A 25,668-nucleotide genomic window follows, 5' to 3' on the forward strand; every position below is an offset into this window, starting at 1 on the left:
GAGGAGCCGGAAGGGGTATGCCAGTGCCAACTTCTGTAGATGTCCATATAGGAAGTCGGATAAAATTGCTTCGTGTTCTTAGGGGGTTGTCTCAGGGAATGCTGGCGGACTCCCTCGGGATAACATTCCAGCAAGTTCAAAAATATGAACGTGGAGCGAACAGGGTTGGGGCAGGGCGGCTCTATGAAATTGCCAACGTTCTGGGAATCCCCGTCAATTTCTTTTTTGAGGATCTGCCAGATCTTCCTTCGGCTCAGAGGGGGTATGTTCTATGCGATGGTGTGAAGCCTTTACGTCCCCCTTCGCGTCGTGAAAACCAAAGCCAGAAAGTGGCTTCTGATATTCTTGATGATGCAAAACTCCTGACAAAAGCCGAAACATTGGAACTGGTAAAGGCTTATTATCGCGTCAAAAATATTGCGACGAGGCGTCAGATTTTACAGCTTTTAAAAAATCTTGCGGAGCAGGATATATAAGGGCTCTCTATTCTCGGCGTAGAATATAATCCGTTATGAGATTGCTCCAGGGTTTTGTTCTGAAACTGTCACGTAATTTCTGTTCGTCATAATGATCTTCAACCCACTTGATGAAAGGTAGTTTTCCTTCACCTTCTTTCTGGAATAAAAGAAAAAAGGCATCAAGGACTCCCGTGCGTGAGCCTTTAAAATGTAAAAAACGCCAGTGAAGGTGTTTTAGGGCTTGTTGTGTGGTTCCACCTTCAAAAAGGATAATCAGGCCACTAGCCAGACCTGCCCGATCTGCTCCTGATTTACAGTGGATGAGGGTCGGAGTCGGCAAGGTCTTATAAATTTCATAAAATTTTAAAATACGGTCTTTATGAGGGGCATTGCGGCTTTCAAAAGCCATATCAATATAGGGTATGTTCTCTGTCGCGCAGCAATTGCGGGCAAGGGCATCTGAACCACATTGGCGATGACCGCGCAAATTAATGATGCTGCGCAGCCCCAGTTTTTTCTTTAATCGTCTGATTCGCTGTGGTGTAGGGTGATTGCACCGCCAGACCTTCCCCTCAATAACAGGTGAGAGATTCGTCCATATGAGTCTGAAAATAGCGTGATCGACAAAAAGACTGTCAGACCAGGCTTGCAAGGAACGATAAAATGAGGTGGGTTTCCCTATAAACATAGCTATCTCTTTCCATGCAGAAAGAAATGCGTCAATGATGGAAATGACGAGGGAGATGTAATGATGAATAAATTTTTGTTCCTGGTTATTTTATGCCCCCTGGGCCTGGCTGCCTGTTCAGATGATGGTCCTCAATTTAGTGGTCCTAAGGCAGATATGACCGAATCTTATCCTGGTGCTTCTCTCGCATTGGATAAATCCATGCATAGAAAATCTGCTGACAAGGTTCCTTTCCTTTCAATGCCGGCGAATGTGCCTGATGAAGAAGGACATGGCGCAGCTATGGGCACAGGGGCAACGGGTGCGGTTGCAGAACGCGAAGCTCATCCCGTCCAGACAGATACTGAAGTTTCATATGGAAGCCCCAATAAATAGGCAGATTCTACAAGGCTGAAAATGATGGGGAAGCTAGAGGGGTCTTATTTATGGCCTTCTTCCAGAACCTCATCAGCCTTTTCATCAATGGTTTTTTCTTCACTGATGGGCATACGTCCTGCCTCTACAGCTTGGGTCGCACGTGCTTTTGCATTGGCAGCATGGGAGCGGTCTGGAATAGGGTAGGTCCTGTTGGGGCCAGCAAATTCACTGTCAGGGAGAGCACGTCTTTCTTTGGCAGTTAGTCTCGTCATGATGCTTTCCTTTCTATAATTTTACAGGGCTTTGAAAAAAAAGATAAAAAAATGGAAAAACTTGTTTTTTAGGGCTTGCGCTGAACCAAAATTTCGAGCATAACGCACCTACCGAACGACGGAACGCGGGCGTAGCTCAGGGGTAGAGCACAACCTTGCCAAGGTTGGGGTCGTGGGTTCGAATCCCATCGCCCGCTCCAGTCGCTTCATTATAGAACGGAATAGTTTAAAGAGTGACAAACTATCCTTTCTTTTTTCCTGAAAAGATCCAAAGAATTTCTGAGAGTTGACTCTTTCGTCGAGAGCATGAACTACGCTGTGGCTTTGTCGAAATGATCGATGAATCACTTTTTTACGATAGAAATCATGAAACACGCCCATAAGGAAAAATTATGGGCGTATTTATTATGTCCTTAAAAAAGCTGGATGTGGGATTTAAAGCCGATCATGGCTGCGTTTTTGAGGGTTCTTTGCCCGCCGGGGTGGATGTAATATTGAAAGTCCGGGGCAAATGTGACGCCGCGCATAACGTGAATACGGTACATGGCTTCAATCGTGCTGCCACTTCTCTGAAGGTCATAAGAGCCATTCATGAGGGCTGGTCCGCCTATGGCAGTGACGTGTCCACCCTGGGCTAGCTGGAGCCTTTGGGTACGCTTTACACTGCCAGAAACGCTTGTATAGCCATAATTGATCCCGAAAGCATCAAGAGGGCGTGCGGGCCAGAATCCGGTATCAACGAGGCCGAACTGGAACTCATTTTTGCGTGTTGAGGCCCGTGGCTGATTGAAATAAGCACCTGCAACAAGGGAGAGACCTCCTTCCATTGTATCAGGCGTGTTATTGCGAATCAGCATCTGGTCTACGATAACCCAGGCAGCCCAGGCATTGTGATTTACGCGTTTTTTATCACCTGTGATGGCCCATGGCCTGCCATGAACATCGTAATAATTATCATTATGCTCAGCGGTATCCTCGACAAAACCAACTTTATAATTTCCCGGAAGTTTGTCTTTGCCGAATTCAGGAGTCCAACCAAATTCGATTGGGATACTCTGACCACTGAGGTCAGAACTGCTATATCTGAAACCTGTACGATTACGTGTGTAATTATAAACCTCTTTTTGTGGGAAATAGATACCGATCTGGAAATAAGTATGGTCAGTCGGACGATATCTCACACGTAAAGCCCAGTTTGCAGCCGGATAGGAGGAATGAGCGTAATTGTCTGAAGAAGGTTTCAGGTTGCCGCAAAAGGCATTATTCATGAAATTGCAGTAAAGTGTATCAGCCGAAAAGTCGGATAAAAATGACATACGGCCTGCTGCAATGTCTAGGTGCCCTTTCAGAAGCGTTTCTTCGCCATAAAAATAAACCATATGGACGAAAACATTTCCGCCACCACCGTAAATTTCAGAGCTTGGGTTAAGGTTGTCGCCATACATGTTGCTGCCCGGTGTTCCATAACGTCCGACGATGACAGCATGGGTGGCAAAACCGGTAAGACCAGCAAGCATTTCCCAGTCAATATCACTTTCAAGTGCGTATTGTCCGGCATTTGCACCACCTTTACGCAGGCTCCCCCCATGGTGGCTGTTCCAGCGTCTGGAAGGGCTCGTGATCCCATTGGCAAATTCATTCGTGTTATCAAGCATAATGGCGATGCCGTGATTGCGCAGATAACTATTCCAACCAAATGGATCAGGAAGAATGGCTTCTGGATGCGGAAGGGCGGGAACGGAGCTGTTTTTACCGAAAGCGATATTGCTTAGTGGCAGTGTAACGCGTTCCGCCATATCCATCGCATTTTGATCATAAACGCCATATTGGATGGGTTCATACCCGTAATTTAGAGTTGGAGCTGCGGGATTAATATGGATCGGCGCCAGGTCATGGAGTAATTCGGGAGTTGCAGGCTGGATGGTCCCTGTTTCGGTAGAGGGCGAGGGAGCAGAAATTGGTGCTTTAGATGTTTTTTCCTGCGGTCTGGATATTAACGTCTGGGAATGTACTGTAGGGCTTGCGAGAATGGTCCCACCCAATAGAAATATGAGGGAAAGGGCCAGGGTACAGTAATGTGCCCTGAAGGAATGGGAAGATTTTTCTGAAAGCCTGCGCTCCATAAAGGGGTCCTGTTATATAATTTTTGCGTGGATATTAATTTTCATCCTAGATTTTTGTTATGATCGCAATAGGAGAAAATTTGGTAAATAAGGTCACAAAAGACAATTTCGTTACAGTGTTGCAAATATATCATTATATATAAAATATATGGCCGGTTAGGCTGTTAATTAAGGTGATGGAGGCTAACCGGCCTTGTGTTTTATTTCTGGGCGGCCTTCAAGGCTTCGAGAATAATTTTCCCTGCTTCTTCCTTATTTCCCCAACCAGAAACCTTAACCCATTTATTAGGTTCCAGATCTTTGTAACGTTCAAAGAAATGGGAAATGGCTTTCAGGGTGATTTCAGGAAGATCCTCAATTTTGCTGATATTGCAGAATTGGGGATGAATTTTGTCATGAGGGACGCAGATGATTTTTTCATCACGGCCACTTTCATCTTCCATTTTCAGAACCCCGATAGGGCGTGCACGGATCACACAGCCTGGCACAACAGCGTTAGGTGTCAGAACCAGGGCATCAACTGGGTCACCATCAGCAGCTAATGTGTTGGGGATAAATCCATAGGCAGTTGGGTAAGCCATGGGTGTGAAAAGAAAACGATCAACAAAAATTGCACCACTCTCTTTATCGACTTCATATTTGACCTGAGAGCCTTGGGGAATCTCAATAACGACATTAACATCATTAGGCACATCTTTGCCGGCTGCGATCTTGGAAGTATCCATAGGGATCATACTCACTGACTGTTGAAAAAACATAAGGCGTAATGAAAGGTTCTCATGCAAAAAAGCCCACTTTCCTGTCAGGAGAACCATCTTCGGAGAACAATTCTATAGAATTTCGATATTATTTATAGCTTATGGGGTTGAAAAAAAGATAAAATTAAGCGATTTCCATTTCCACCTGGGCGCCTGTAGCTCAATTGGTTAGAGCTGGCCGCTCATAACGGCTAGGTTGCGGGTTCGAGTCCTGCCGGGCGCAGGGTGTTTTTCTGACACCTTGCCATCAGGTTAACCTTAAGGGTTATAGCGTGTTTCTCTGTCATTTTTCCGGCTTGCGTTAAAGGAGACCTCCCATGGCAGCCTATCAGTACGTCTATGTCATGAAGGACCTTACCAAGGCTTATCCTGGTGGGAGAGAGGTCTTTAAAGGAATTACACTTTCCTTCCTTCCCGGTGTGAAGATTGGTGTTCTTGGTGTTAACGGTGCCGGTAAATCGACCCTGCTCAAAATCATGGCGGGGATCGAAAAGGAATTTGGTGGTGAGGCCTGGGCTGCCGAAGGTGTGCGGATTGGCTATCTGGAACAGGAGCCACAGCTTGATCCTAACCTGACAGTTGGTGAGAATGCTGCCATTGGTTTTGGCGCCATTAAACATGCGGTAGATCGCTTTAACGAGATTTCTGCCAAATTTGCAGAGCCAATGTCCGATGAGGAAATGAATGCACTTCTTGCAGAGCAGGCAGAGCTTCAGGAAAAGATTGATGCGGGCGATGGATGGGAACTTGATCGCAAGTTAGATATTGCTCTTGACGCTCTTCGCTGCCCTCCTGCTGACAGCCCAGTGACACATCTCTCTGGAGGAGAGCGCCGTCGTGTGGCCCTCTGCCGTCTTTTGCTGGAAAAACCTGACCTTCTTCTGCTTGACGAGCCGACCAACCATCTGGATGCAGAAAGTGTAGCCTGGCTAGAAAAGACCCTCCGTGATTATGCAGGCACTGTCATGGTCATCACCCATGACCGTTACTTCCTCGATAATGTCACGAACTGGATTTTGGAAATTGAACGTGGCCGTGGCTACCCATTTGAAGGAAATTATTCTTCATGGCTTGTGCAGAAACGTAAGCGTTTGGCTCAGGAAGAAAAAGAGGAGAGTGCGCGTCAGCGTGCCCTCGCTGCTGAGCAGGACTGGATTGCCAGCTCTCCTAAAGCCCGTCAGGCCAAAAGCAAGGCTCGTATCACGCGTTATGAAGAAATGCTTGCAGCTGAGCAGGAGCGTGTCGGGGGCACAGCTGAAATCGTTATTACCCCTGGACCACGTCTGGGTGGCACAGTTATTGAGGCAGAAAATCTTTCCAAGGGATTTGGCGACCGTCAGCTGATTGACAATCTGAGCTTCAAACTTCCGCCTGGTGGCATTGTCGGGGTTATCGGTCCGAACGGTGCTGGTAAATCGACCCTCTTTAAAATGATCACAGGGCAGGATCACCCGGATTCAGGAAGCTTGACGATTGGTGATACGGTCAAGCTGGGTTATGTTGACCAGTCCCGTCATAGTCTTGATGACAATAAAACGGTTTGGGAAGAAATTTCAGGCGGCACAGATGTTATTTATCTGGGTAAACGGGCTGTGCCTTCCCGTGCTTATGTCGGCGCCTTTAATTTTAAGGGGTCAGATCAGCAAAAACGCGTTGGTATCCTGTCGGGAGGAGAGCGTAACCGCGTTCACCTTGCAAAGATGCTGAAACAGGATAATAACGTGATCTTGCTCGACGAACCGACTAATGATCTTGACGTTGATACGCTGCGTGCCCTTGAAGAAGCTCTTGAGAGCTTTGCAGGATGCGCCGTGGTGATTACCCACGATCGTTGGTTCCTTGACCGTCTGGCGACACATATTCTAGCCTTTGAAGGCGATAGTCACGTCGAATGGTTTGAAGGCAATTTCCAGGACTATGAAGAAGATAAGCGTCGTCGTCTGGGCCCTGATGCGACTGAGCCAGGTCGTATCCGTTACCGTCCTATCGCGCGTTAAAAATAATATGACTGTTACAGGCTGCTGTGCTGGGGCGTGAGCTTCAGACAGCGCGTCTGGTGCTCCGTCCTGTCAATTGGCAGGACATGGAGTCTATGGCACGTCTGAAAAGTGATATAGGGGCTTTCGGCGCCATGCTTGGTGGCGTGCGTAATCGTGTTCAGGCTGAATGTGAAATGGCTGAGGATATTGCGTTCTGGGCCAGGCGGGGCGTGGGCATTTTTTCCATTTTTGAAAAAAATGTTTTTGTCGGCATGACCGGCGTGCATGAACGCCCCGATGGGCGCGGGTTGGGGTTGAGAATTGCCCTTTTCTCCCATGTCTCAGGCAGGGGGATTGCGCGTGAGGCGGCTGGCAGGGCGCTCGCTTTTACATTGGATAACGGGGAAGAGCGCGTTGTTGCTGTGACGCGTGAAGATAATCTGGCCTCCCGGATTGTTCTGGGCAGTATTGGTATGACGCTTGCTGAACAATTCCAGCGTGACGGGCAAATTATGCTACTTTATGAAAAGAAACAGAAAAGCTTGGACTGGTAAGGTAAAAAAGGGAAACAGGCATGACAACGCGAATCTTTATTGATGGAGAGGCCGGAACAACGGGGCTTGGGATTCGCCAGAGGCTGGAAAATCTGCCAGCTGAGTACGGGTTTGAACTTCTGCATATTGATCCTGCTTTGCGAAAAGATCAGCAGGCCCGCAAAGTGCTTATGCAACAGGCTGATATTACTGTGCTCTGTCTACCCGATGATGCAGCGCGGGAAGCGGTTTCTCTCGGTAGGGGCGTGACGCGCTTTCTTGATGCCAGCACGGCCCACAGGGTTGCGCCAGACTGGGTTTATGGTCTTCCAGAGTTGTCGGAAGAGCAGGGTGACCTGATTCGCAAAGCGTCTTACGTCAGTAATCCCGGCTGTTATGCAACGGGAGCAATTGCGCTGTTGCGTCCTTTGGTGAGGTCAGGCCTCGTGCCTGCTGATTATCCTGTCTCCATTAACGCGGTGTCTGGTTATAGTGGAGGGGGGCGTACCATGATTGAAGATCATGAGCGTGATCATGGGCCAGCTTTCATGCTCTATGGTCTGGGATTGACCCATAAGCATTTACCCGAAATAACACATTATAGTGGGCTTAAGCATAAACCACTTTTTGTGCCGTCTGTTGGCCATTTTGCACAGGGAATGATCGTATCAGTTCCTCTGCACCTCGTTAATCTTCCAGGTTTCCCTTCAAAGGAAGAAGTTATTTCAGTGCTCAAAAACGCCTATCAGAATGCTGAAACGATTCGCGTTTGTGAGGAAGAATCAATGCTTCTCGCCGATAGTTTGGCTGGGCGTGATGATATGGAGTTACGTGTTCATGGACATGAAGGGCAGGTTGTACTGACAGCGACACTGGATAACCTAGGAAAAGGGGCATCCGGTGCAGCGGTGCGTAACTTGATGCTCATGAGCAGGGGTTCTTAAATCGAGAATAGGGCCTACTTGGTTTTCTGAAGTGAGCATTAAGTCAGGGAATTACTGACTTAATGGATGGTAGGTCTCTGTGTAATGTAATTTTTATCTAAAAAAAGATACGAGAATTGCGTGTTAATGGGATGCAGAGCCCTATAGGCAGATGTATGATGGGTCATAATTGAATTATATTTATCAGTACATTCAATTATTCAGGCTTGATGCGTTTACACATAAGTGTATTGGCGGTTTTTGTACGTATATCATGACTGATTGACAAACATTCGTTTCATAATGTCGGTGCAGATTAAAGGATCAACGTGGCAGGTTTCCTGATTTGTAATGGTTATTTGGCAGAAGATTGCGGAAAAACGAGAAATTGCTGTACAGCAATTTCTGTACAGAAAGAAATATTCGTATTAAAAAACTAGAAACTTAGCGAATAAAAATTTCTGTTTTTAAAGGCACTTTCCCTCTGGCTCTTTCAGCAAAGATGGATTATCTAGCTTCCACAACGGTTATCTTCTCTTTATGGAAGTTATCCAGATAAAGCGAGAGTGGCGGAACTGGTAGACGCAGTCGGCTCAAAATCGACCGCCGCAAGGCTTAGGGGTTCGAGTCCCCTCTCTCGCACCATTCATCGAAAAATTTCATCTTCCTGTCTGGTCGTTGCAGAAGCAGCCATGACAGCGCAACTGCACTATGTTAATATTCCACCGACAGGGCACTTGCGTGAGAGCAGGGCTTGAAGCGGAAGTATCTGTCATCGGGGGCTTTAATCTGACGTCTCTACGTTGGGGGTTTGGCTGATCCGGTTTTTTATTGTGTTTCTTTTGCTGATGGATTGCCCTTTAGCCATGCCTCACTCTAAGCCTTCTTTACGTCCTGCCCGCCCTTATTTTTCTTCCGGTCCTTGCGTAAAACGCCCTGGCTGGTCGCCTGAAGTGTTAAAAGACGCATTATTGGGCCGTTCTCATCGTTCCCCAGAGGGACGTGAACGCCTAAAGGAAGTTATTACACTCAGCAAAACTCTTCTGGAAATTCCACAAGACTGGCGTGTAGGCATTGTTCCGGCTTCTGATACCGGGGCAGTGGAGATGATCCTGTGGGGGCTCGGCGGCCAAAGGGGAGTTGATGTCCTAGCCTTTGAGAGTTTTTCAGAAATCTGGGCAAAAGACCTTAAAAATGAGTTGAAGCTTGAGGATATTCGTGTTTTTGAAGCGCCCTATGGCCAGCTCCCCGATTTTTCCCGGATAGACTGGTCCCGTGATGTTGTCCTGACATGGAATGGCACGACATCAGGGGTCTGTATTCCGTCAGCTGAACTGATTCCTGTCCAACATGAAGGTCTGGTCATCTGTGATGCTACTTCAGCCGCTTTTGCGATGGAACTACCTTGGGATAGGCTCGATATCGTAACATGGTCATGGCAGAAAGCCTTGGGAGGGGAGGCTGCTCATGGAATGCTGGCGCTTAGCCCGCGTGCTGTAAAGCGTCTGGAACAGGGCGCTCCGAGAGCACTTCCCAAGATTTTTCGTCTAACCAATAAAAAAGGTCTAATTGAGGCGATTTTTGAGGGAGACACTATCAATACGCCTTCCATGCTCTGTGTTGAGGATGCTCTCGATAGTCTGAAATGGGCCAGGGATGTTGGCGGTCTTTCTGCTCTTAAAGCACGTTCACAAAAGAATTTTGCTGTCGTGAAGCCTTGGGTTGAGGCTTCAGACTGGGTTGCATTCCTGGCTGAGGAACCGTCAACACGCTCCTGCACATCAATCTGTCTGAAAATTACAGCATCATGGTTTGAAAATTTGTCAGAAGAGCAGAAGGGGAAAGCCGTGAAGCATTTAACTTCCCTTCTTGCCGGAGAAAAAGCAGGGTATGACCTGGCTTCTTATCGTGATGCGCCAGCTGGTTTGCGGATATGGGGTGGGGCAACGGTCGAGGCTGAGGATATTGCCCTGCTTTTACCATGGCTTGACTGGGCTGCAAACGAAACCAGAAAGGAATTTGCGGCATGAAGGGCTCAACAGATATTTTAAGCCCTTCTCTTTTACCTATGGGGTTTGTTGATCTCTTACCTGGTGATGCTGAAGCCGAAGCGCAGGGGATTGCTAAAGTTATGGACGTATTCAGCTCATATGGTTATGAGCGTGTCCGCCCTCCTTTGCTGGAGTTTGAAACGTCTCTTCTCAGTGGTGCTGGTGAAGTTCTTGCTGAGCAGAGTTTCCGCCTGCTGGACCCTTCTTCTCACCGCATGATGGCTTTGAGACCCGATATGACGACGCAGATTGCGCGCATTGCGCAAGTGCGTCTACAGGATATGCCCCGGCCTTTGCGTCTTTCTTATGCAGGTGATTGCGTTGTCATCGGTACGCCGGGCCGTGAATCTGACCGGCAGATTTTACAAACCGGGATTGAATTGATCGGTCCTGATTCGGCTCAAGCTGATGCTGAGGTGATTGCTCTTGGGGCGGAAGCTCTTGAGGCTTTGGGGATCAAAGGTGTTTCTTTTGACTTATCCATGCCTGTTCTTGTGTGGAGTCTGATTGACCAGAGTTTTGAGGGAACGGAGAGAGACGCTCTTATTCACGCGCTGGATCGCAGGGATGCGGCAGCTGTCGCAGAAGTTGGCGGTGAGCTTGCGCCCCTCCTTTTGGGTATGATGGAGGCTGCGGGGCAGGCTGACAGAGCTTTGGAGCGTTTGCAAAAGCTTTCATTTCCTGCCCGTTTAAAGCCTTATTTGGAGCGTTTGCATGAGAGCGTAGCTGCGCTGAGGCTACGTCTTCCTTCCCTGCGCCTGACGATTGACCCTGTTGATTTCAGGGGGTGGCGATATCACACAGGGCTCTGTGTAACGGTATTTGCGCTTAAATCGCGCGATGAATTAGGTCGTGGCGGGCGTTACCTGGCGGGCAAGGAGCCTGCCTGCGGTCTGACATTGCACCCGGAAGCACTGCTGAAGGTTGCGCCAATACCTCCCCGTCGTCCACGTTGTCTGGTTCCTTCAGGATTGGGGACTGAGGGGTTATCTGCACTTCATAAAAAAGGTTTTGCCACAATCGAGGCTCTGGGTGAAGCGGAGGCGTCTGCTGAGGAAGCACGCCGGTTGCGTTGCAGTCACTATTGGCATAATGGCCATGCTGAAGCCCTTTAACTGTTTAAATTTCTGTTCTTGCTGTAAGGAAAGTCTGTTTTTATGTCCAACGTAACCGTAATCGGCACCCAGTGGGGAGATGAAGGAAAGGGCAAGATCGTTGACTGGCTTGCCAGTCGCGCTGATATTGTCGTCCGTTTCCAGGGAGGACATAATGCAGGTCATACTTTGGTTGTAGGTGACCAGGTTTATAAACTTTCCCTTCTGCCTTCAGGACTGGTTAGTGGCAAAATTGGCGTGATCGGGAATGGTGTCGTGGTTGATCCTCAGGCTCTTCTTGGCGAGATTGAGCGTGTCACAGCACAAGGGCTTGTGGTTACGCCTGAAACATTATGGGTTGCAGAGACCGTTCCGCTTATTCTGCCTCTTCATGGTGCTCTGGACCGTGCTCGTGAAGCTGCCCGCGGAGAACATAAAATTGGGACAACAGGTCGTGGCATTGGTCCTGCTTATGAAGATAAGGTGGCGCGCCGTGCTATCCGCCTTTGTGATCTTCAGGAGCCAGAAACGCTGGACTGGAAAATTGATGAATTGCTACTTCATCATAATGCCCTTCTAGCGGGCCTCGGCGCAGAGACCTTCACAAAAGAACAGGTCCTCTCTTTCCTTCATGAAGTAGCGCCAAAGGTTCTGCCTTTTGCCTGCCCGGTTTGGGACAGGCTGGATGAGGTGATCAGAGCAGGCAAACGGGTTCTGTTTGAAGGTGCGCAGGCTGTGATGCTGGATGTTGATCACGGTACTTATCCCTTTGTCACAAGTTCTAATACAATTGCTGCAATTGCTGCATCTGGCAGTGGTGTCGGGCCGAAATCAGTTGGATTTGTTCTGGGGATTGCCAAAGCTTATACAACCCGCGTTGGTGAGGGGCCTTTCCCTTCGGAGCTACATGATGAAGTTGGGCAGGGGCTTGGTAAACGTGGTCATGAATTCGGGACCGTTACAGGGCGTCCCCGTCGTTGTGGCTGGTTTGATACAACGCTGGTGCGTCATGCTGTGCGTGTTGGTGGCGTTGATGGCATTGCCCTGACCAAGCTTGATGTGCTGGATGGTATGAAAGAAGTCTCACTTTGCGTCGGCTATGAGCTTGACGGTAAAAGAATTGACCGTTTCCCATCTTCACCAGCGGCTCAGGCAAAAGTGAAGCCTGTTCTGGAAACTATGCAGGGTTGGAGTGAAACAACGGCAGGTGCGCGCTCATGGGCAGAGCTGCCTGCTCAGGCTATTAAATATGTCCGCCGGATTGAAGAATTGATTGGCGCGCCTGTAACACTTCTTTCAACCAGTCCCGAGCGTGAAGATACAATTCTTATGAAAGACCCGTTCGAAGGGTAAGCAAGGTTCTTTTATGCTGAAAAGGCTGCAAAATTATTTTGCAGCCTTTTTTATTGTTCCGGTCTTTTAATATCTTAATATGGTTTTTCTGACTTAATTCAGGGCTTTTAATAGTGCTTTATGAAATAACTGGGGTGACTGTATTTGTGGCGTATGCCCAAGTTCTGGGAATTCGATTAAGTGTGCATGAGGCATAATGCTGTGACAGCTTTTTTTGCTAAGCTCTGGGTAATGGTCCAATTTTGAACGAAGTTCAGGTGAAGCGTTATCGACCCCTATAGCCGTAATATCATGATCTCCGATCATGAGCGTCGTCGGAGGCTCAAGTTTGTCAAATTCATAGAGAACAGGCTGCGTAAAAATCATGTCATATGTGAGGGCAGAGTCCCATGCGATATCATCCGCTCCTGAACCTTGAGCAAGACCAGCCAGCATAGAAACCCATATATTGTAATCCTGTCGCCAGTTCCCGCCATAATAGATTTTTTGTTCGTAGGATTTGATCTGCTCTGCAGTTTTACGTCTTTCCATATTGTACCATTGGTCTATGGAGCGATAGGGAACGCCTTTGGCGCGCCAGTCTTCGAGACCAAGGGGGTCGACCAATACCAGATGCTCCACCTCTTTGGGAAACATCAAGCCATAGCGTGCAGCAAGCATCCCGCCCATGGAATGGTCGATTAAGACAATCTGGTTTATGTGTAATTTACGGAGGAGACGGTGGGTATTATCGGCGAGTTGCTCAAAGCTGAACTGATAGGTTTTCACTTTGCTCGATTTGCAGAGCCCGACCTGGTCTGGTGCAATAACGCGGTACCCATTTGCAGACAGGAAGTGAATAGTGCCTCTCCAGCTTTCAGCGCAGAAGTTTTTTCCGTGAAATAATACGGCAATGCGTCCGTTAGGATGAACAGGCATAATATCCATATAAGCCATATGGAGCATTTGATGCTGCGACGTAAATTGAAAGTCTGAAACGGGCCAGGAATAGGAAAATCCTTCAAGCCTGGGGCCGAAGCTTGGTTGAGCCTGAGCTTTACCGTTATATAAAAAGCAGAACGCTGTTACGTAAAATAATAAGATTATTTTACGTTAGTCGACTCTCATGCTCCCACTAGCCCTTTTGCATAATCTTCGGCGGAGAAGGGGCGTAGGTCGTCAGCCTGTTCTCCAACACCAACAAGGTGTACGGGAAGCTTGAACTGCTCAGCCAGGGCAACGACAATCCCACCGCGGGCGGAGCCATCCAGTTTCGTGACGACCAGACCTGTAACATTGACGAGTTCGCGGAAGATGCGTACCTGCTCCAGTGCATTTTGCCCTGTTGTGGCATCGAGTACGAGCAGCACACTGTGAGGGGCTGTTTCGTCAAATTTTTTCATGACTCTGACGACTTTGGCCAATTCTTCCATCAGGGCAGATTTATTATGAAGACGTCCGGCAGTATCGATCAGGAGAAGGTCTGCTTTCTCTTCTGCCGCACGTTTCAGACCATCATAAACCAAGCCGGCAGCATCAGCGCCTGTTTTGCTGGCAATAACAGGGGCTCCCACACGTTGACCCCAGATCTGAAGTTGTTCCACTGCGGCGGCGCGGAAAGTATCTCCTGCAACCATCATGACAGATTTACCTTCCTGCCTGTAATGATGGGCCATTTTACCGATCGTTGTCGTCTTGCCAGTACCATTTACGCCGACAACGAGTACGACATGAGGTTTACGCTCGGGGTCAGGCGTGAAAGGAATGGCGACTGGCTCAAGAACCTGCGCAATTTCCCTGGCGAGGGTTGCCTTGATTTCTTCACTCGTAACGTCCTGACCGAAAGATTTATTTCGGAATTCACTGATGATGCGCTCCGCCACTACCGGACCGAGATCGGCAGCGATCAGTTCATCTTCAAGTTCTTCAAGCGTTTCATTATCAAGCTTTCGCTTGGTGAAAATCGCCGTGAGACGTTCATTGGAGCGGGAGAGGCCCGCTTTGAGTCGTGAGAAAAATCCAGCCATAAGCTGGAATGTGACGAAGACAGCCTCGCCGTCAAGCCTTAGGAAACGATTTCTGCATTTATTTTATGATTTTCTATATTCAGAAGACGCATCCGATATATTTTGCCTGATGTAACAGAAGAAGCATCCTGAAGGGTGATGACCGCAAATTCAGGCGTATGGCCGCTTGTTGCTGTTTCTAGCAAGACATCCTTTTCCTGACCGATAAAGCGTTCAAGAAAGTGATCATGAATTTTTTCTCCCAGCTCTCTTAAACGTGCTGCCCGTTCTTGGCGGATATGTTTGGGAAGGGCAGGCATCCGTGCAGCGGGTGTGCCAGGGCGCTCACTATAGGGAAATACATGAAGGAAAGGCAGCGCGTTTTCTTCAATAAAGTGGTAAGTCTCTTTAAAAAGCTCTTCCGTTTCTGTCGGGAAGCCGGCGATCAGGTCGGCCCCGAAACCAATATCAGGCCTTAATTGACGGATCGCTTTAAGGGAGTGACGAACCTCCTTGGTCAGGTGCCGGCGTTTCATTCTTTTGAGAATGAGGTCAGAGCCAGCCTGAAGGGAGAGATGTAAATGTGGCATGAAACGTGGTTCATCAGCGAGTAATGACCACAACGCCTTGTCTCCCTTTTCCGGGTCAAGCAGGACAGGGTCCAGAGACGATAGTCTGAGTCGTCTGATGGCAGGGACGTGTTTTAGTAGGGCCTGACAAAGTGTTCCTAGCCCGCTTTCCCCTTCCTGCCATGAAGCAATATCAACCCCTGTGAGGACAATCTCTTCATGGCCTGCCTCAGCCAGTGTACGGGCACGGGAGATGATATCAAAAAATGGCAGCGACCTAGAAGAGCCACGTCCTGCCGGAATGACGCAGAATGTGCAGTGATGGTCACATCCCTGCTGCACCTGTAATAAAGCCCGCGTATGACGGGAGGGAGGTGGCGATAAATTGGTTTTCGGGTCGACGCCCCAACGGGCTGGTGAAAGCTTTTCCCCATTAGGGATAAGGCGTTCAACACCCTCTAATGCAGCCCATTTTTCCGGTTCGCGTTCAGAAGCACATCCTGTGACAATAATCTTTGCGTCGGGATTTTCTCTATGCGCCTTGCGGATTGCCTGTCTGGCCTGTCGCTCAGCTTCAGCCGTGACAGTGCATGTGTTGACGATGATCGTATCCTGCCCATCCAGATTTTCTTTTCCCTGTCGGGCATAATGGAGCATGGCGTCGCTTTCATGGGCATTGAGCCGACAGCCAAAAGTAACGATAGAAACACTCATGGATTCAGACCAGGGACCTCACCGGTAAAACTTAATGTCGCAGGACCGGTCATATGGACAGGACCGCTTTCTTCCCAATAAATGGTCAGGTCGCCTTCCTCCATCGTAACGATGCAGCGCCTTTCGATCAGGTTGCGTCTGACAGCATTAACAATAGCGGCACAGGCACCAGAGCCACAGGCTAGTGTCAGTCCGGCTCCCCGTTCCCAGACGCGTAAACGCATATGGGTGCGTGAAATGATTTCGGCAAAACCAATATTGGCACGCTCGGGGAAAATAGGGTCATGTTCCAGTTTCGGTCCCAGAATGGCAGCATCTTCAATGGATCGGAAAAGGGTAAGATGTGGATTCCCCATGGAACAGGCAGCACCGTCATAAAGAGGCATTTGAGCCGTGTCACATGAATGAGAGAGGGGAATATCCTGCCACTCTAATTTGGGAACACCCATAATAACGTGAAAGACATCTCCTTCCCTGAAAGTGGGTAAAAGGCCTTTTTGTGTTTGCAGGACCGGGTCGTTTCCCACAAATTTTGAAATACAGCGCGAGGCATTTCCGCATGCACCAGCTTCAGAACCATCGGGGTTGAAAAACTGAACGCGAACGTCTGCTCCTTCTAATGTAGGAGCGGAGAGCAGAACGAGCTGATCGCACCCGATACCGTTATGGCGGTCACAGAGTGTGCGAATCATTTCTGATGTCAGGGGGATCGGTTGATCACGACCGTCAAGAACGACAAAGTCATTGCCCAGCCCGTGCATTTTCGTGAAATTTAAACTCATAATAAGTCCCTATATAGGATAATAGACTTGATGTCTTCTGGTTCTCTCTTACCTGTTAGAAAGAGGGAATTTTTACTTTAGGAAATTTTAAGCGAGGTTAATGCGTGCAGGGACTTCACGAAAAAGCTTTTTCACAGGCAAGTGATGTGGAAGATGATATTTTTTTCGCCCGTCAAGGTTCAGAGAGCTTGATGGATAAAGGCGCGCAAACCGCTGTTACGGCCCTTTACCGTACGACATTGCCAGTTGGTGGATGCACACTTGATGTGATGGCCGGTTCTGACAGCCACATGCCTGAAGATGCCATATTTCGTGATTTTGTAGGGCTTGATGTGAATGAAAATGCCCTGAAGGCAAATGAGGCCCTGACCCGTTTTGTTGTGCAGAATCTAAATAAAGAGACCAGTTTTCCTTTTGAAGATGATTATTTTGATGGGGCCGTACTATGCGATAGTCTGGCATATCTGACACAACCTCAGAAAGTCCTGGAAGAAACGCTCAGGGTTTTAAAGCCGAATGCTCCATTGATTGTCAGTTTTTCTGACCGGTTCATTCCTGCCAAGGCCGTTGCCCTCTGGCAAGCTCTGGAGCCTGCCGATCGTGTGCGTCTGGTAAGTACTTTGATGCATAGAGCAGGATTTGTTGACTTGGATACAGGAGAAGTTGTACCACCAGAAGACCTAACCGCCTGGAAAGATAGCGTTCATGCTGTTATCGGGCGTGCTCCCGCTAAAAATTAGTGTCAGGGAGAAGGCTGGATATATTTTTTGAGTATTTTCTGGCTTTTTACCTGATAAACCGCTATTGACGCCTTCCTAACCCCTGCCTTTTCCGTAGGGCCATCTGATTTACCGAGTATTTGCTGACAATGCCTTTTCCCGATACCTACCCTGCTTTAACACGCGCCCTTCAAGCACGCGGCTATGAAAAGCCCACACCTGTTCAAGAGGCTGTGCTTGAACCAGGGCATGAAGACCGAGATCTTCTCGTCTCAGCACAGACAGGGTCGGGGAAGACGGTCGCATTTGGTATGGCTTTTGCCTCAAGCCTTCTTGAAGGGGACGGAAAGCTTGCTCCTGTTTCCTCACCTCTGGCGTTGATTATTACGCCGACACGTGAGCTGGCTCTTCAGGTGCAGTCAGAGCTTACATGGCTCTATGCCGAGACAGGCGCACGCATTGCTAGCTGTATTGGTGGGACTGATGCGCGCAGGGAAGCACGGGCATTGGAACGCGGTGTCCATATTGTCGTCGGGACGCCAGGCCGTCTGTGTGACCATTTGTCCCGTCGCAAGCTGGATCTGTCATCGCTGCGTGTCGTTGTGCTTGATGAAGCTGACGAAATGCTTGATATGGGCTTCCGTGAAGAGCTGGAGCAGATTCTTGATGCCTCTCCTGAAGGGCGTCGCACGTTACTTTTTTCTGCCACGATTGCACGTGAGATCGCTTCTCTTGCCAAGCGTTATCAAAAAGATGCCAAGCGCATTGATATGGGGGTTGGTCAGAAGCAGCATTCTGACATTACCTATCGTTGTGTCGTAACGGCTCCTCATGAAATGGAACGTTCTCTGGTGAATGTTCTGCGTTATTATGACAGCCCGACAGCCATGGTATTCTGTAATACGCGCGCGATGGTCAGCCAGGTTCAGGCGGAGCTTCTTGAGAGAGGGTTTGCCTCTGTCGCAATTTCTGGTGAAATGGGACAGAATGAACGGTCCCGGGCGATTGAAAGTCTGCGTTCAGGGATAGCACGTGTTTGTGTTGCAACAGATGTGGCAGCCCGTGGTATTGATGTTCCTGCACTGGGATTGGTCATTCACGCAAGTATTCCTTCATCATCAGAAACATTGCTTCATCGCTCTGGTCGTACAGGGCGTGCTGGACGTAAAGGCACAAGCGTGCTGATGGTGCCTTTCAATCAGCGTCGTCGTGCAGAACGCCTATTAGGTTTTGCTCGTATCAAGGCTGAATGGGAAACAGTACCTACTGCGGAAATTATTGCTCAGCAGGATGCAACACGTTTGCTGGAGGACCCCGTTCTGACAGAAGGGCTGGTCTCTTCGGACGCTCTGGTAGGGCAATTGGTCGAACGTTATGACGCGGAGCGTCTAGCTTCTGCTTTGGTTTCTTTCTATACGGCAAAGCTTCCAAAGGTTGAGGATCTAAGACCAGTTTCCGTAGAGCCGCCCCGTCGTGAGAGAGGGGAACGTGGAGAAAAAGGCGAGCGTTCCAAACGTGAGCCTCGCTCTTATGAGAGTAGTGGTGCCTGGTTCCGTATGAGCGTTGGGCGCAATGACAAAGCAGATCCTAAATGGCTGGTTCCTTTAATCTGCCGCCTGGGTGGTGTGCAGAAAAAGGATATTGGTAGTATCCGCATTCAGCAGGATCAGTCTTTCTTCCAGATTTCAGAAGATAAGGTTGAACGCTTTAATTCGTGTCGTGCTGGTGCAGAACATGATGAGGTTTCTATTGAGCCAGCTTCTGCGCCTCCAGCAGAGGGTGGAAAAAGCGGAGGGAGACCTCCTCGCGGCGGACGCAGTGGTGGCGGTCCTCGCGGTGGGGAGCGTGGTCAGCGTGAAAACCGTTTTGTGAAAGGTGAGAAAGGCGATAAGGGGGGGCGACCTCCTCGCAAACGTTCTGGTGGCGGACGTTCAGGTGAAAAATCCAGTCGTCGACGTTCATAAAAAATGGCTTGATGAGCGGGTCCACCTTACAAGGTGGACCTATCTCTGTGGACAGCTAGGCCGCCTGCCGCCTGACAAACGGGCATAAGTTCCATAGAATTGACATTCATATGAGGTGGCAGGCTTAACAGCCATGAAATTGTTTCAGCAATGTCTTCAGGCAATAAGGGATGTGTCCCCTGATAGACAGCCTTGGCCTGTTGTTCGTCTTTAAGTCTGACTTGGCTGAATTCACTGCCACCACAAAGCCCGGGTTCAATATTAGTGACCCGGATGGCTGTGCCTAATAGATCAGTACGTAAATTCCGCATGAATTGTTTAACGAAGGCCTTTGTGCCACCGTAAACATTGCCTCCTTTATAAGGGTAAGTGCCTGCGGTGCTCCCAAGAGAAATAATCATTCCCTGATTCCTCTTTACCATTAACGGCAAAAAGGCATGAGTGATTTCGACCAGACCCGAAATATTGGTCGAAATCATGGTTTCCCACTCATTGATATCGGTTTCCTGTGCAGGAGCCATCCCCAAAGCAAGGCCGGCATTATTGATGAGTACGTCAATTTCCTGCCATTCTTTTGGTAGGGAAGAGGGAAGGGCTCTCAGAGATTCTTTATCCTGCATATCAAGGGGGAAAGGCAAACAGGCTTCTCCAAGTTGATGATGCAGGGTTTCAAGGCGTTCCTGACGTCGCCCTGAGGCGATGACACGGTGTCCTTCACGAACCAGCCTTTCCGTGATGGCCTTTCCAAATCCCGCTGTGGCACCAGTTACGAAAATTGTCAGTTTTTTCGGCATGTTAAAGATACTTTCATAATAATTTTGCAGTTTGGCTTGTGTTTTCTCTACAGAATCTGTCATCATCATTGCGATGAGCAAGATACAGACCCCTTCATTTTCAGACCTTACAGGTTATTTATTGATTGCTTCTCCACAATTGGCGGGAACATTTTTTGCGCAGTCAGTGATTTATATTTTCGGATATTCCAAAAAAGATGGTGCTTCGGGTGTCATCATCAATAAACGCTTATCTAATTTCAAGCTTGAAAATGTGTTCAAAGAACAAGGTCCTGCCTTTCTGACAGCGATGCCACAGCTCTTTCTTGGGTTGGGTGGCCCTGTCGGATTGAAACAGATCTTCATCATCCATACACCTCTCAATGACGAAGCAGTCAGGCCCCAGACTTCAGGACCAGCACGTTTATCAGTCGATCTGGAGATGCTTTATGACCTGGGCACAGAGAATAGCCCGGAACATGCTTTTATTGTCCTTGGTCGTGCAGGATGGTCGCCTGGTCAATTAGAGACGGAAATCTTGTGTCATCACTATTGGTTGATTGCCCCGGCTACTAAAAAGCTGGTCTTTGAAACTGATAGCTCACAAATGTGGGCAGAGGCCTTGGCCTCTTTGAGGATGATACCGGCTTTTCTTTCCCCCGAAAAAGGAGAGAGTTGAGTTTTTTTAAGAATATCTCGTATCTTTATAACTACAATTAAGAGTTAAGGCATAATTATAACTATATATTTTTGCTATATACGTAAATGTTATTATTATTTGTACTTCATAAGTATTATTTTGTTTTTATATCATCTGAAGATGAAGTCGACTAAAATTCATATAAGCATCCATTAACAGAAAGACAGGCTATCGGTGTAATTAGGAAGGATAAGGGACATGCAATACCGCAGATTAGGGAAATCAGGTTTAAAAATTTCTGCCTTAAACCTTGGAACGGTTACGTTTGGAGGACAGGGCGCTTTTTCTGTAACAGGAAATGTTGATCTTGCTGCCGCATCCCGCATGATTGATCTTTGTATCGAGCATGGAGTGAATTATTTTGATACAGCCGATGTTTATTCCTCTGGAAAAGCCGAGGAAATGCTGGGGCAGATCTTAAAAGGACGGAATCCAGAATTATTGGTTGGGAGCAAAGCCCGCTTTACAGTGGGTCCTGGTCCCAATGAAAAGGGTCTTTCAAGGCACCATATTATCAGAAGTTGCGAAGCCAGCCTTAAACGCCTCCAGCGTGACGTGATCGATCTTTATTATCTGCATGAATGGGATGGTCAGACGCCGCCTGAAGAAATGCTTGAGGCTTTATGGACCCTTAGGGAACAAGGCAAGATTCGCTATGCTGGTGTTTCCAATTTTACGGCATGGCAGATTATGAAATTGATGCTGGCTGCAAAAGGAACGCATCTGATTACACCGGTTGTACAACAAATTTATTATTCTCTTGAGTCACGTGATGCTGAGTATGAGCTTCTGCCTTTGGCCGTCGATCAGGGGCTTGGTGTGCAGGTCTGGAGTCCACTTGCTTGTGGTCTACTGACCGGGAAGTACCGTCGAGGTAAAGCAACCCCTGAGGATTCTCGGCGTATACAGGGCTGGACTGAGCCGGAGGTGCGTAATCTTGATAAACTTCATGATACAATAGAAGTGCTGGTAGAGATTGCCGAAACTCATAATGTCTCTCCGGCGCAAGTAGCCTTGTCATGGACCGTTAACCGGCCTGCCATAACCTCTCTTGTTTTGGGGGCACGACGTGAGGAGCAGCTGATCGATAATCTTCAAAGCATTGATCTCACTCTGAGCGAGGAAGAGACATTGCGCCTGGAAAAAGTGAGTGCGCCAGAGCTGATTTATCCTTACTGGCATCAATATAATAATGCTCCCGATCGCTTGTCTGAAGCCGATGAGGTCTTGCATGGGCCTGCACGTCGCGCAAGGGGAGGCAAGAACCTGTGATATAGTCTTTTATAAAACCCCTTGATAAGCAGGAAAAAGCAACCAGATATAAAGGATGATGTTGCCATAAGGGACATCGGAACACTTGAAGTCGCCATAACGGGGCTTAAAGGAGATATATAATGGATATCCAGAAATTTACCGAACGCTGTCAGGGGTTTTTACAGGCTGCCCAGACAATTGCCTTGCGTGATTATAACCAGCAATTGACGCCTGAACATCTGCTTAAAGCCCTCCTTGATGATGATCAGGGGGCTGCTTCGGGTCTGATCCGTGCTGCTGGAGGAGATCCCAAAACCGTTCAGCATGAAAATGATATGGCTTTGGCGAAATTGCCTAAAGTGCAGGGGGGCGGGGCTGGTCAGCCTCAGGCAACACCTGATCTGGCACGTCTATTGGATCAGGCGGAACAAAGTGCGACTGCCGCAGGTGATAGCTACGTAGCGCAAGATCGCCTTTTGGTTGCGATTAGCCAGAGTCAGACAGCAGCGGGAAATGCATTGCGTGCAGGTAAAGCGACACCTCAGGCGCTTGAACAGGCTGTGACCGCTTTAAGAAAAGGGCGAAAGGTGGATTCGGCTTCGGCCGAAAGCACGTTTGACGCCCTTAAAAAATATGCCCGTGATGTAACAGCGGTTGCTCAGGCCGGGAAACTGGACCCTGTCATCGGGCGTGATGAAGAGATCAGACGCACGATTCAGGTTCTGGCGCGCCGTAGTAAGAACAATCCTGTTCTGATTGGTGAGCCTGGTGTTGGTAAAACAGCCATTGTTGAAGGCCTGGCTTTGCGCATTGTGAATGGTGACGTGCCAGAGGCTTTGCGTAACAAGAAGCTTCTTTCCCTTGATATGGGAGCACTGGTTGCCGGGGCAAAATATCGCGGTGAGTTTGAAGAGCGTCTGAAAGCCATCCTTAAAGAGATTGAGAGTGCTGAAGGCGAGGTCATTCTTTTTATTGATGAAATGCATACATTGGTTGGTGCAGGTCGTTCGGATGGCGCGATGGATGCCTCAAATCTGATCAAGCCTGAGCTGGCACGTGGTGTCCTTCATTGTATCGGCGCAACGACGCTTGATGAATATCGCAAATATATTGAGAAGGATGCAGCTTTGGCGCGGCGTTTCCAGCCCGTCTTTGTTAAGGAACCAAGCGTTGCTGATACGATCTCCATTCTGCGTGGGATCAAGGAGAAATACGAACTTCATCATGGGGTTCGTATCACCGATAATGCCCTTGTCGCGGCAGCGACGCTTTCCAATCGTTATATCACAGACCGGTTTTTGCCTGATAAGGCGATCGATCTGATTGATGAGGCCGCCAGTCGTTTGCGGATGCAGATTGATAGTAAGCCTGAAGAGCTTGATGAACTTGATCGCCGAATCATCCAGCTTAAAATCGAGCGTGAAGCCATTCGTAAGGAAGAGGATTCTGCCTCTAAAGAACGGCTGGTTGCTTTAGAAGCTGAGCTTGCTGAACTGCAAGAAAAATCAGACACAATGAGTGTTGCCTGGCATGCAGAGAAAGATCGTGTCAATGCTGTGCAAAAACTTAAGGAGCAGCTTGATAGCGCTCGTTCTGAGGTCGAAATTGCTCAACGTCAGGGGAATCTGCAAAAAGCGTCAGAGCTTCTTTATGGCCGTATCCCTCAGCTAGAGCAGGATATTGCCAAGGCTCAGTCAGAAGAAGATCCTGCAGGTAAGGATTCTTTATTTGCAGATGCTGTGACTGATCAAGGAGTCGCAGCCGTCGTTTCACGCTGGACGGGCGTTCCCGTAGACCGGATGTTGGAAGGTGAACGGGCAAAGCTTCTGCATATGGAGGAAAGCCTCCGTCAGCGTGTAATCGGTCAGGAAGTGGCTTTGGTGGCAGTGTCTAATGCTGTTCGCCGGGCGCGGGCAGGGTTGCAGGATCCTAATCGCCCGATAGGCTCTTTCCTTTTCCTGGGGCCAACTGGCGTTGGTAAAACGGAATTGACCAAAGCACTCGCCCAATTTCTGTTTGATGATGACCGGGCCATGTTGCGGATTGATATGAGCGAGTTTATGGAAAAACACGCTGTATCACGTCTGATTGGTGCGCCTCCCGGATATGTCGGCTATGACGAAGGGGGTGTTCTGACTGAAGCCGTTCGTCGTCGCCCTTATCAGGTGATTCTTTTTGATGAAGTTGAAAAGGCACATGAGGATATTTTCAATATCCTTCTCCAGGTTCTCGATGATGGCCGCCTGACTGATGGACAGGGTCGTGTTGTTGATTTCCGTAATACAATTATCGTGCTGACCAGCAATCTGGGCTCGGATGTCCTGGCGAATCAGAAAGATGGTGAATCGCCTGATTTGGTACAGGCTCAGGTTATGACTGTTGTACGTAATCATTTCCGTCCTGAATTCCTCAATCGGTTGGATGAGATCATTCTCTTCTCACGCCTGCAACGTGCTGATATGAGCCAGATTGTTGAAATCCAGCTCGATCGTCTGCGTAGTTTATTGGAAGACCGTAAGTTAGGGCTGGAGCTGGATGAAAAAGCTAGTGAGTGGCTGGCGAATGCAGGATATGACCCGATTTATGGGGCACGTCCGCTGAAAAGAGTCATTCAGCGTGAATTGCAGAATACGCTTGCAGGCCAGTTGCTTGAAGGCAAGTTCCATGATGGTCAGACTATTATGGTTTCAGCTGATGAGAATGGTTTGAAAATCAGTTAGTTAGATAAGGTTTTGGTGAATGAAGAGGCCCCTCTATTGAATTCAATAGAGGGGCCTTTCTCGTCAAATGGGGCAAAAAAAACTATAAACAGCGCACTAACATAATAGTTTTTAAAGAGGGATATAAATTGGCCATGCTTAGTTTTTTCCGTGGTTCTGCTGTGTTTACAGTGATCTGCCTGGGGCTGGCCTTTTTAATTGGGTATCTGCCAGCACATTCATGGCCTCAGGCATTATCAGCGATTTCAATCTGTTTGCTGCTTGCAGTGCTTGAAATCTCTTTGTCTTTTGATAATGCCGTTGTAAATGCCAGTGTTCTGCAAAAGATGACTGCTCTTTGGCAAAGGCGCTTTCTGACCTGGGGCATTATCATAGCTGTTTTTGGAATGCGCCTTGTCTTTCCTTTGCTTGTCGTATCTCTTTCAGCGCATGTAGGGCCGATTAAAGCCTTGGATTTGGCAATATCCCATCCGCATCATTATGCCCGAATTCTGGCCGGTGCACATACAGCTATTATGGGGTTCGGTGGAGCTTTCCTGCTCATGGTGGGCCTTCAGTTTTTCCTAAATGAAAATAAAGATGTCCATTGGCTCAGCTTTATTGAAAAGCCATTACAGAAGCTTTCTTCCTTTAAAGGGATAGAAAATATAATCGTCCTGACGGCAATTTCCATCATCGCCAGGGTTTTACCACAGTCGGAATCCTTTGTGTTTTTAAGCTCTGCTGTTTTCGGATTGCTCACCTATCTTGTTGTAAAGGGGGTTAGTTCACTTCTTGAGGGTGTAGCAGACTCAGATAAAAAGACCGCACATGCCGGTTTGGGAACGTTCATTTATCTCGAAATTATGGATGCATCCTTTAGTTTTGACGGTGTTATTGGTTCATTTGCTCTCACGACG

General features: G+C 48.3%; 23 protein-coding genes and 3 tRNA genes (1 of these 26 running past the window's edge). 17 read left to right on the forward strand and 9 right to left on the reverse strand.

Annotated elements, in window-relative coordinates; translation table 11 throughout:
- Positions 1-17 precede the first annotated feature (17 nt).
- Positions 18-476, forward strand: a complete 459-nt coding sequence (locus tag AC3B6P_RS05075; protein WP_489805028.1) for a helix-turn-helix domain-containing protein — start codon at positions 18-20, stop codon at positions 474-476.
- A 7-nt stretch (positions 477-483) separates the two neighbouring features.
- Here AC3B6P_RS05075 and AC3B6P_RS05080 read toward each other — a convergent pair whose 3' ends face one another.
- Positions 484-1,146, reverse strand: coding sequence for a protein-tyrosine phosphatase family protein (locus AC3B6P_RS05080; RefSeq protein ID WP_489805029.1), 663 nt, complete (start codon positions 1,144-1,146; stop codon positions 484-486).
- A 60-nt stretch (positions 1,147-1,206) separates the two neighbouring features.
- On the opposite strand from AC3B6P_RS05080, the gene AC3B6P_RS05085 reads away from it, so the two are divergent.
- Positions 1,207-1,521 carry a hypothetical protein gene (locus tag AC3B6P_RS05085; protein WP_489805030.1) on the forward strand — a complete coding sequence of 105 codons (315 nt, stop codon included), beginning with the start codon at positions 1,207-1,209 and terminating at the stop codon, positions 1,519-1,521.
- A 44-nt stretch (positions 1,522-1,565) separates the two neighbouring features.
- Here AC3B6P_RS05085 and AC3B6P_RS05090 read toward each other — a convergent pair whose 3' ends face one another.
- Positions 1,566-1,775, reverse strand: a complete 210-nt coding sequence (locus tag AC3B6P_RS05090; protein WP_489805031.1) for a hypothetical protein — start codon at positions 1,773-1,775, stop codon at positions 1,566-1,568.
- A gap of 125 nt (positions 1,776-1,900) precedes the next feature.
- Between AC3B6P_RS05090 and AC3B6P_RS05095 the strand changes: the two genes are divergently transcribed.
- Positions 1,901-1,975 (forward strand) — tRNA-Gly (locus AC3B6P_RS05095).
- Between the two features lie 213 nt (positions 1,976-2,188).
- Here AC3B6P_RS05095 and AC3B6P_RS05100 read toward each other — a convergent pair.
- Positions 2,189-3,898, reverse strand: a complete 1,710-nt coding sequence (locus AC3B6P_RS05100) for a carbohydrate porin (protein ID WP_489805032.1) — start codon at positions 3,896-3,898, stop codon at positions 2,189-2,191.
- A 200-nt stretch (positions 3,899-4,098) separates the two neighbouring features.
- Positions 4,099-4,623 (reverse strand): inorganic diphosphatase, encoded by a 525-nt coding sequence (gene ppa, locus AC3B6P_RS05105; protein ID WP_489805033.1) that lies wholly within the window; start codon positions 4,621-4,623, stop codon positions 4,099-4,101.
- A gap of 182 nt (positions 4,624-4,805) precedes the next feature.
- Here ppa and AC3B6P_RS05110 point away from each other — a divergent pair.
- The 8 genes from AC3B6P_RS05110 (at position 4,806) to AC3B6P_RS05145 (ending at position 12,589) form a co-directional block, all read left to right on the forward strand.
- Positions 4,806-4,879: transfer RNA gene (locus AC3B6P_RS05110), tRNA-Ile, on the forward strand.
- Between the two features lie 94 nt (positions 4,880-4,973).
- Positions 4,974-6,653, forward strand: coding sequence for an energy-dependent translational throttle protein EttA (ettA, locus tag AC3B6P_RS05115; protein WP_489805034.1), 1,680 nt, complete (start codon positions 4,974-4,976; stop codon positions 6,651-6,653).
- Positions 6,654-6,679: 26 nt separating this feature from the next.
- The gene (locus tag AC3B6P_RS05120) at positions 6,680-7,189 is read left to right on the forward strand and encodes a GNAT family N-acetyltransferase (RefSeq protein ID WP_489805035.1); all 510 of its coding nucleotides are present in this window, start codon (positions 6,680-6,682) and stop codon (positions 7,187-7,189) included.
- Between the two features lie 20 nt (positions 7,190-7,209).
- Positions 7,210-8,112 (forward strand): N-acetyl-gamma-glutamyl-phosphate reductase, encoded by a 903-nt coding sequence (gene argC, locus AC3B6P_RS05125; RefSeq protein WP_489805036.1) that lies wholly within the window; start codon positions 7,210-7,212, stop codon positions 8,110-8,112.
- 539 nt (positions 8,113-8,651) lie between these two features.
- Positions 8,652-8,736 (forward strand) — tRNA-Leu (locus AC3B6P_RS05130).
- 221 nt (positions 8,737-8,957) lie between these two features.
- On the forward strand, positions 8,958-10,121 hold the full coding sequence (locus tag AC3B6P_RS05135; protein WP_489805037.1) for a phosphoserine transaminase: 1,164 nt from the start codon (positions 8,958-8,960) through the stop codon (positions 10,119-10,121).
- The gene (locus AC3B6P_RS05140) at positions 10,118-11,257 is read left to right on the forward strand and encodes an ATP phosphoribosyltransferase regulatory subunit (protein WP_489805038.1); all 1,140 of its coding nucleotides are present in this window, start codon (positions 10,118-10,120) and stop codon (positions 11,255-11,257) included. Before AC3B6P_RS05135 ends, AC3B6P_RS05140 begins: the two co-directional genes overlap by 4 nt.
- Before the next feature lie 42 nt (positions 11,258-11,299).
- Positions 11,300-12,589, forward strand: coding sequence for an adenylosuccinate synthase (locus AC3B6P_RS05145; protein ID WP_489805039.1), 1,290 nt, complete (start codon positions 11,300-11,302; stop codon positions 12,587-12,589).
- Positions 12,590-12,682: 93 nt separating this feature from the next.
- Here AC3B6P_RS05145 and AC3B6P_RS05150 read toward each other — a convergent pair whose 3' ends face one another.
- The 4 genes from AC3B6P_RS05150 to dapF form a co-directional block, all read right to left on the reverse strand.
- The gene (locus AC3B6P_RS05150; RefSeq protein WP_489805040.1) at positions 12,683-13,525 is read right to left on the reverse strand and encodes an alpha/beta fold hydrolase; all 843 of its coding nucleotides are present in this window, start codon (positions 13,523-13,525) and stop codon (positions 12,683-12,685) included.
- A 167-nt stretch (positions 13,526-13,692) separates the two neighbouring features.
- Positions 13,693-14,595, reverse strand: coding sequence for a signal recognition particle-docking protein FtsY (ftsY, locus tag AC3B6P_RS05155; RefSeq protein WP_489805041.1), 903 nt, complete (start codon positions 14,593-14,595; stop codon positions 13,693-13,695).
- A 38-nt stretch (positions 14,596-14,633) separates the two neighbouring features.
- Positions 14,634-15,857, reverse strand: a complete 1,224-nt coding sequence (mtaB, locus tag AC3B6P_RS05160) for a tRNA (N(6)-L-threonylcarbamoyladenosine(37)-C(2))-methylthiotransferase MtaB (protein ID WP_489805042.1) — start codon at positions 15,855-15,857, stop codon at positions 14,634-14,636.
- Positions 15,854-16,639: a diaminopimelate epimerase gene (dapF, locus tag AC3B6P_RS05165; protein WP_489805043.1), complete on the reverse strand. Its 786-nt coding sequence runs from the start codon at positions 16,637-16,639 to the stop codon at positions 15,854-15,856. The genes mtaB and dapF overlap by 4 nt, the downstream gene beginning before the upstream one ends.
- A 104-nt stretch (positions 16,640-16,743) precedes the next feature.
- On the opposite strand from dapF, the gene AC3B6P_RS05170 reads away from it, so the two are divergent.
- Positions 16,744-17,379, forward strand: a complete 636-nt coding sequence (locus AC3B6P_RS05170) for a class I SAM-dependent methyltransferase (RefSeq protein WP_489805044.1) — start codon at positions 16,744-16,746, stop codon at positions 17,377-17,379.
- 128 nt (positions 17,380-17,507) lie between these two features.
- Positions 17,508-19,322, forward strand: a complete 1,815-nt coding sequence (locus AC3B6P_RS05175) for a DEAD/DEAH box helicase (protein WP_489805045.1) — start codon at positions 17,508-17,510, stop codon at positions 19,320-19,322.
- A gap of 26 nt (positions 19,323-19,348) precedes the next feature.
- Here the strand turns inward: AC3B6P_RS05175 and AC3B6P_RS05180 are convergent, their stop codons facing one another.
- Positions 19,349-20,116, reverse strand: a complete 768-nt coding sequence (locus AC3B6P_RS05180; protein WP_489805550.1) for an SDR family NAD(P)-dependent oxidoreductase — start codon at positions 20,114-20,116, stop codon at positions 19,349-19,351.
- Positions 20,117-20,189: 73 nt separating this feature from the next.
- On the opposite strand from AC3B6P_RS05180, the gene AC3B6P_RS05185 reads away from it, so the two are divergent.
- The 4 genes from AC3B6P_RS05185 to AC3B6P_RS05200 form a co-directional block, all read left to right on the forward strand.
- Positions 20,190-20,774: a YqgE/AlgH family protein gene (locus AC3B6P_RS05185; RefSeq protein ID WP_489805046.1), complete on the forward strand. Its 585-nt coding sequence runs from the start codon at positions 20,190-20,192 to the stop codon at positions 20,772-20,774.
- Positions 20,775-20,993: 219 nt separating this feature from the next.
- On the forward strand, positions 20,994-22,067 hold the full coding sequence (locus tag AC3B6P_RS05190) for an aldo/keto reductase (protein WP_489805047.1): 1,074 nt from the start codon (positions 20,994-20,996) through the stop codon (positions 22,065-22,067).
- 122 nt (positions 22,068-22,189) lie between these two features.
- A complete protein-coding gene (gene clpB, locus AC3B6P_RS05195) occupies positions 22,190-24,769 on the forward strand; it encodes an ATP-dependent chaperone ClpB (RefSeq protein WP_489805048.1) in 2,580 nt (859 codons plus the stop codon).
- 134 nt (positions 24,770-24,903) lie between these two features.
- On the forward strand, positions 24,904-25,668 hold the 5' portion of the coding sequence (locus tag AC3B6P_RS05200; protein WP_489805049.1) for a DUF475 domain-containing protein. It continues 264 nt past the right edge of the window; 765 of the gene's 1,029 nt are visible here — the first part of the coding sequence; the start codon lies at positions 24,904-24,906; its stop codon lies beyond the right edge, outside the window.

The organism is Aristophania sp. ESL1142 (genome assembly GCF_058107345.1).

What these genes read in the sequence shown, in the direction of transcription:
- AC3B6P_RS05180 (WP_489805550.1), bottom strand. Translation starts at nt 20,116, where the DNA reads ATGCCGAAAAAACTGACAATTTTCGTAACTGGTGCCACAGCGGGATTT.
- AC3B6P_RS05190 (WP_489805047.1), top strand. Translation starts at nt 20,994, where the DNA reads ATGCAATACCGCAGATTAGGGAAATCAGGTTTAAAAATTTCTGCCTTA.
- clpB (WP_489805048.1), top strand. Translation starts at nt 22,190, where the DNA reads ATGGATATCCAGAAATTTACCGAACGCTGTCAGGGGTTTTTACAGGCT.
- AC3B6P_RS05080 (WP_489805029.1), bottom strand. Translation starts at nt 1,146, where the DNA reads ATGTTTATAGGGAAACCCACCTCATTTTATCGTTCCTTGCAAGCCTGG.
- AC3B6P_RS05100 (WP_489805032.1), bottom strand. Translation starts at nt 3,898, where the DNA reads ATGGAGCGCAGGCTTTCAGAAAAATCTTCCCATTCCTTCAGGGCACAT.
- AC3B6P_RS05175 (WP_489805045.1), top strand. Translation starts at nt 17,508, where the DNA reads ATGCCTTTTCCCGATACCTACCCTGCTTTAACACGCGCCCTTCAAGCA.
- ftsY (WP_489805041.1), bottom strand. Translation starts at nt 14,595, where the DNA reads ATGGCTGGATTTTTCTCACGACTCAAAGCGGGCCTCTCCCGCTCCAAT.
- AC3B6P_RS05075 (WP_489805028.1), top strand. Translation starts at nt 18, where the DNA reads ATGCCAGTGCCAACTTCTGTAGATGTCCATATAGGAAGTCGGATAAAA.
- argC (WP_489805036.1), top strand. Translation starts at nt 7,210, where the DNA reads ATGACAACGCGAATCTTTATTGATGGAGAGGCCGGAACAACGGGGCTT.
- dapF (WP_489805043.1), bottom strand. Translation starts at nt 16,639, where the DNA reads ATGAGTTTAAATTTCACGAAAATGCACGGGCTGGGCAATGACTTTGTC.
- AC3B6P_RS05150 (WP_489805040.1), bottom strand. Translation starts at nt 13,525, where the DNA reads ATGGCTTATATGGATATTATGCCTGTTCATCCTAACGGACGCATTGCC.
- AC3B6P_RS05085 (WP_489805030.1), top strand. Translation starts at nt 1,207, where the DNA reads ATGATGAATAAATTTTTGTTCCTGGTTATTTTATGCCCCCTGGGCCTG.
- ettA (WP_489805034.1), top strand. Translation starts at nt 4,974, where the DNA reads ATGGCAGCCTATCAGTACGTCTATGTCATGAAGGACCTTACCAAGGCT.
- AC3B6P_RS05145 (WP_489805039.1), top strand. Translation starts at nt 11,300, where the DNA reads ATGTCCAACGTAACCGTAATCGGCACCCAGTGGGGAGATGAAGGAAAG.
- mtaB (WP_489805042.1), bottom strand. Translation starts at nt 15,857, where the DNA reads ATGAGTGTTTCTATCGTTACTTTTGGCTGTCGGCTCAATGCCCATGAA.
- AC3B6P_RS05135 (WP_489805037.1), top strand. Translation starts at nt 8,958, where the DNA reads ATGCCTCACTCTAAGCCTTCTTTACGTCCTGCCCGCCCTTATTTTTCT.
- AC3B6P_RS05140 (WP_489805038.1), top strand. Translation starts at nt 10,118, where the DNA reads ATGAAGGGCTCAACAGATATTTTAAGCCCTTCTCTTTTACCTATGGGG.
- AC3B6P_RS05090 (WP_489805031.1), bottom strand. Translation starts at nt 1,775, where the DNA reads ATGACGAGACTAACTGCCAAAGAAAGACGTGCTCTCCCTGACAGTGAA.
- AC3B6P_RS05185 (WP_489805046.1), top strand. Translation starts at nt 20,190, where the DNA reads ATGAGCAAGATACAGACCCCTTCATTTTCAGACCTTACAGGTTATTTA.
- ppa (WP_489805033.1), bottom strand. Translation starts at nt 4,623, where the DNA reads ATGGATACTTCCAAGATCGCAGCCGGCAAAGATGTGCCTAATGATGTT.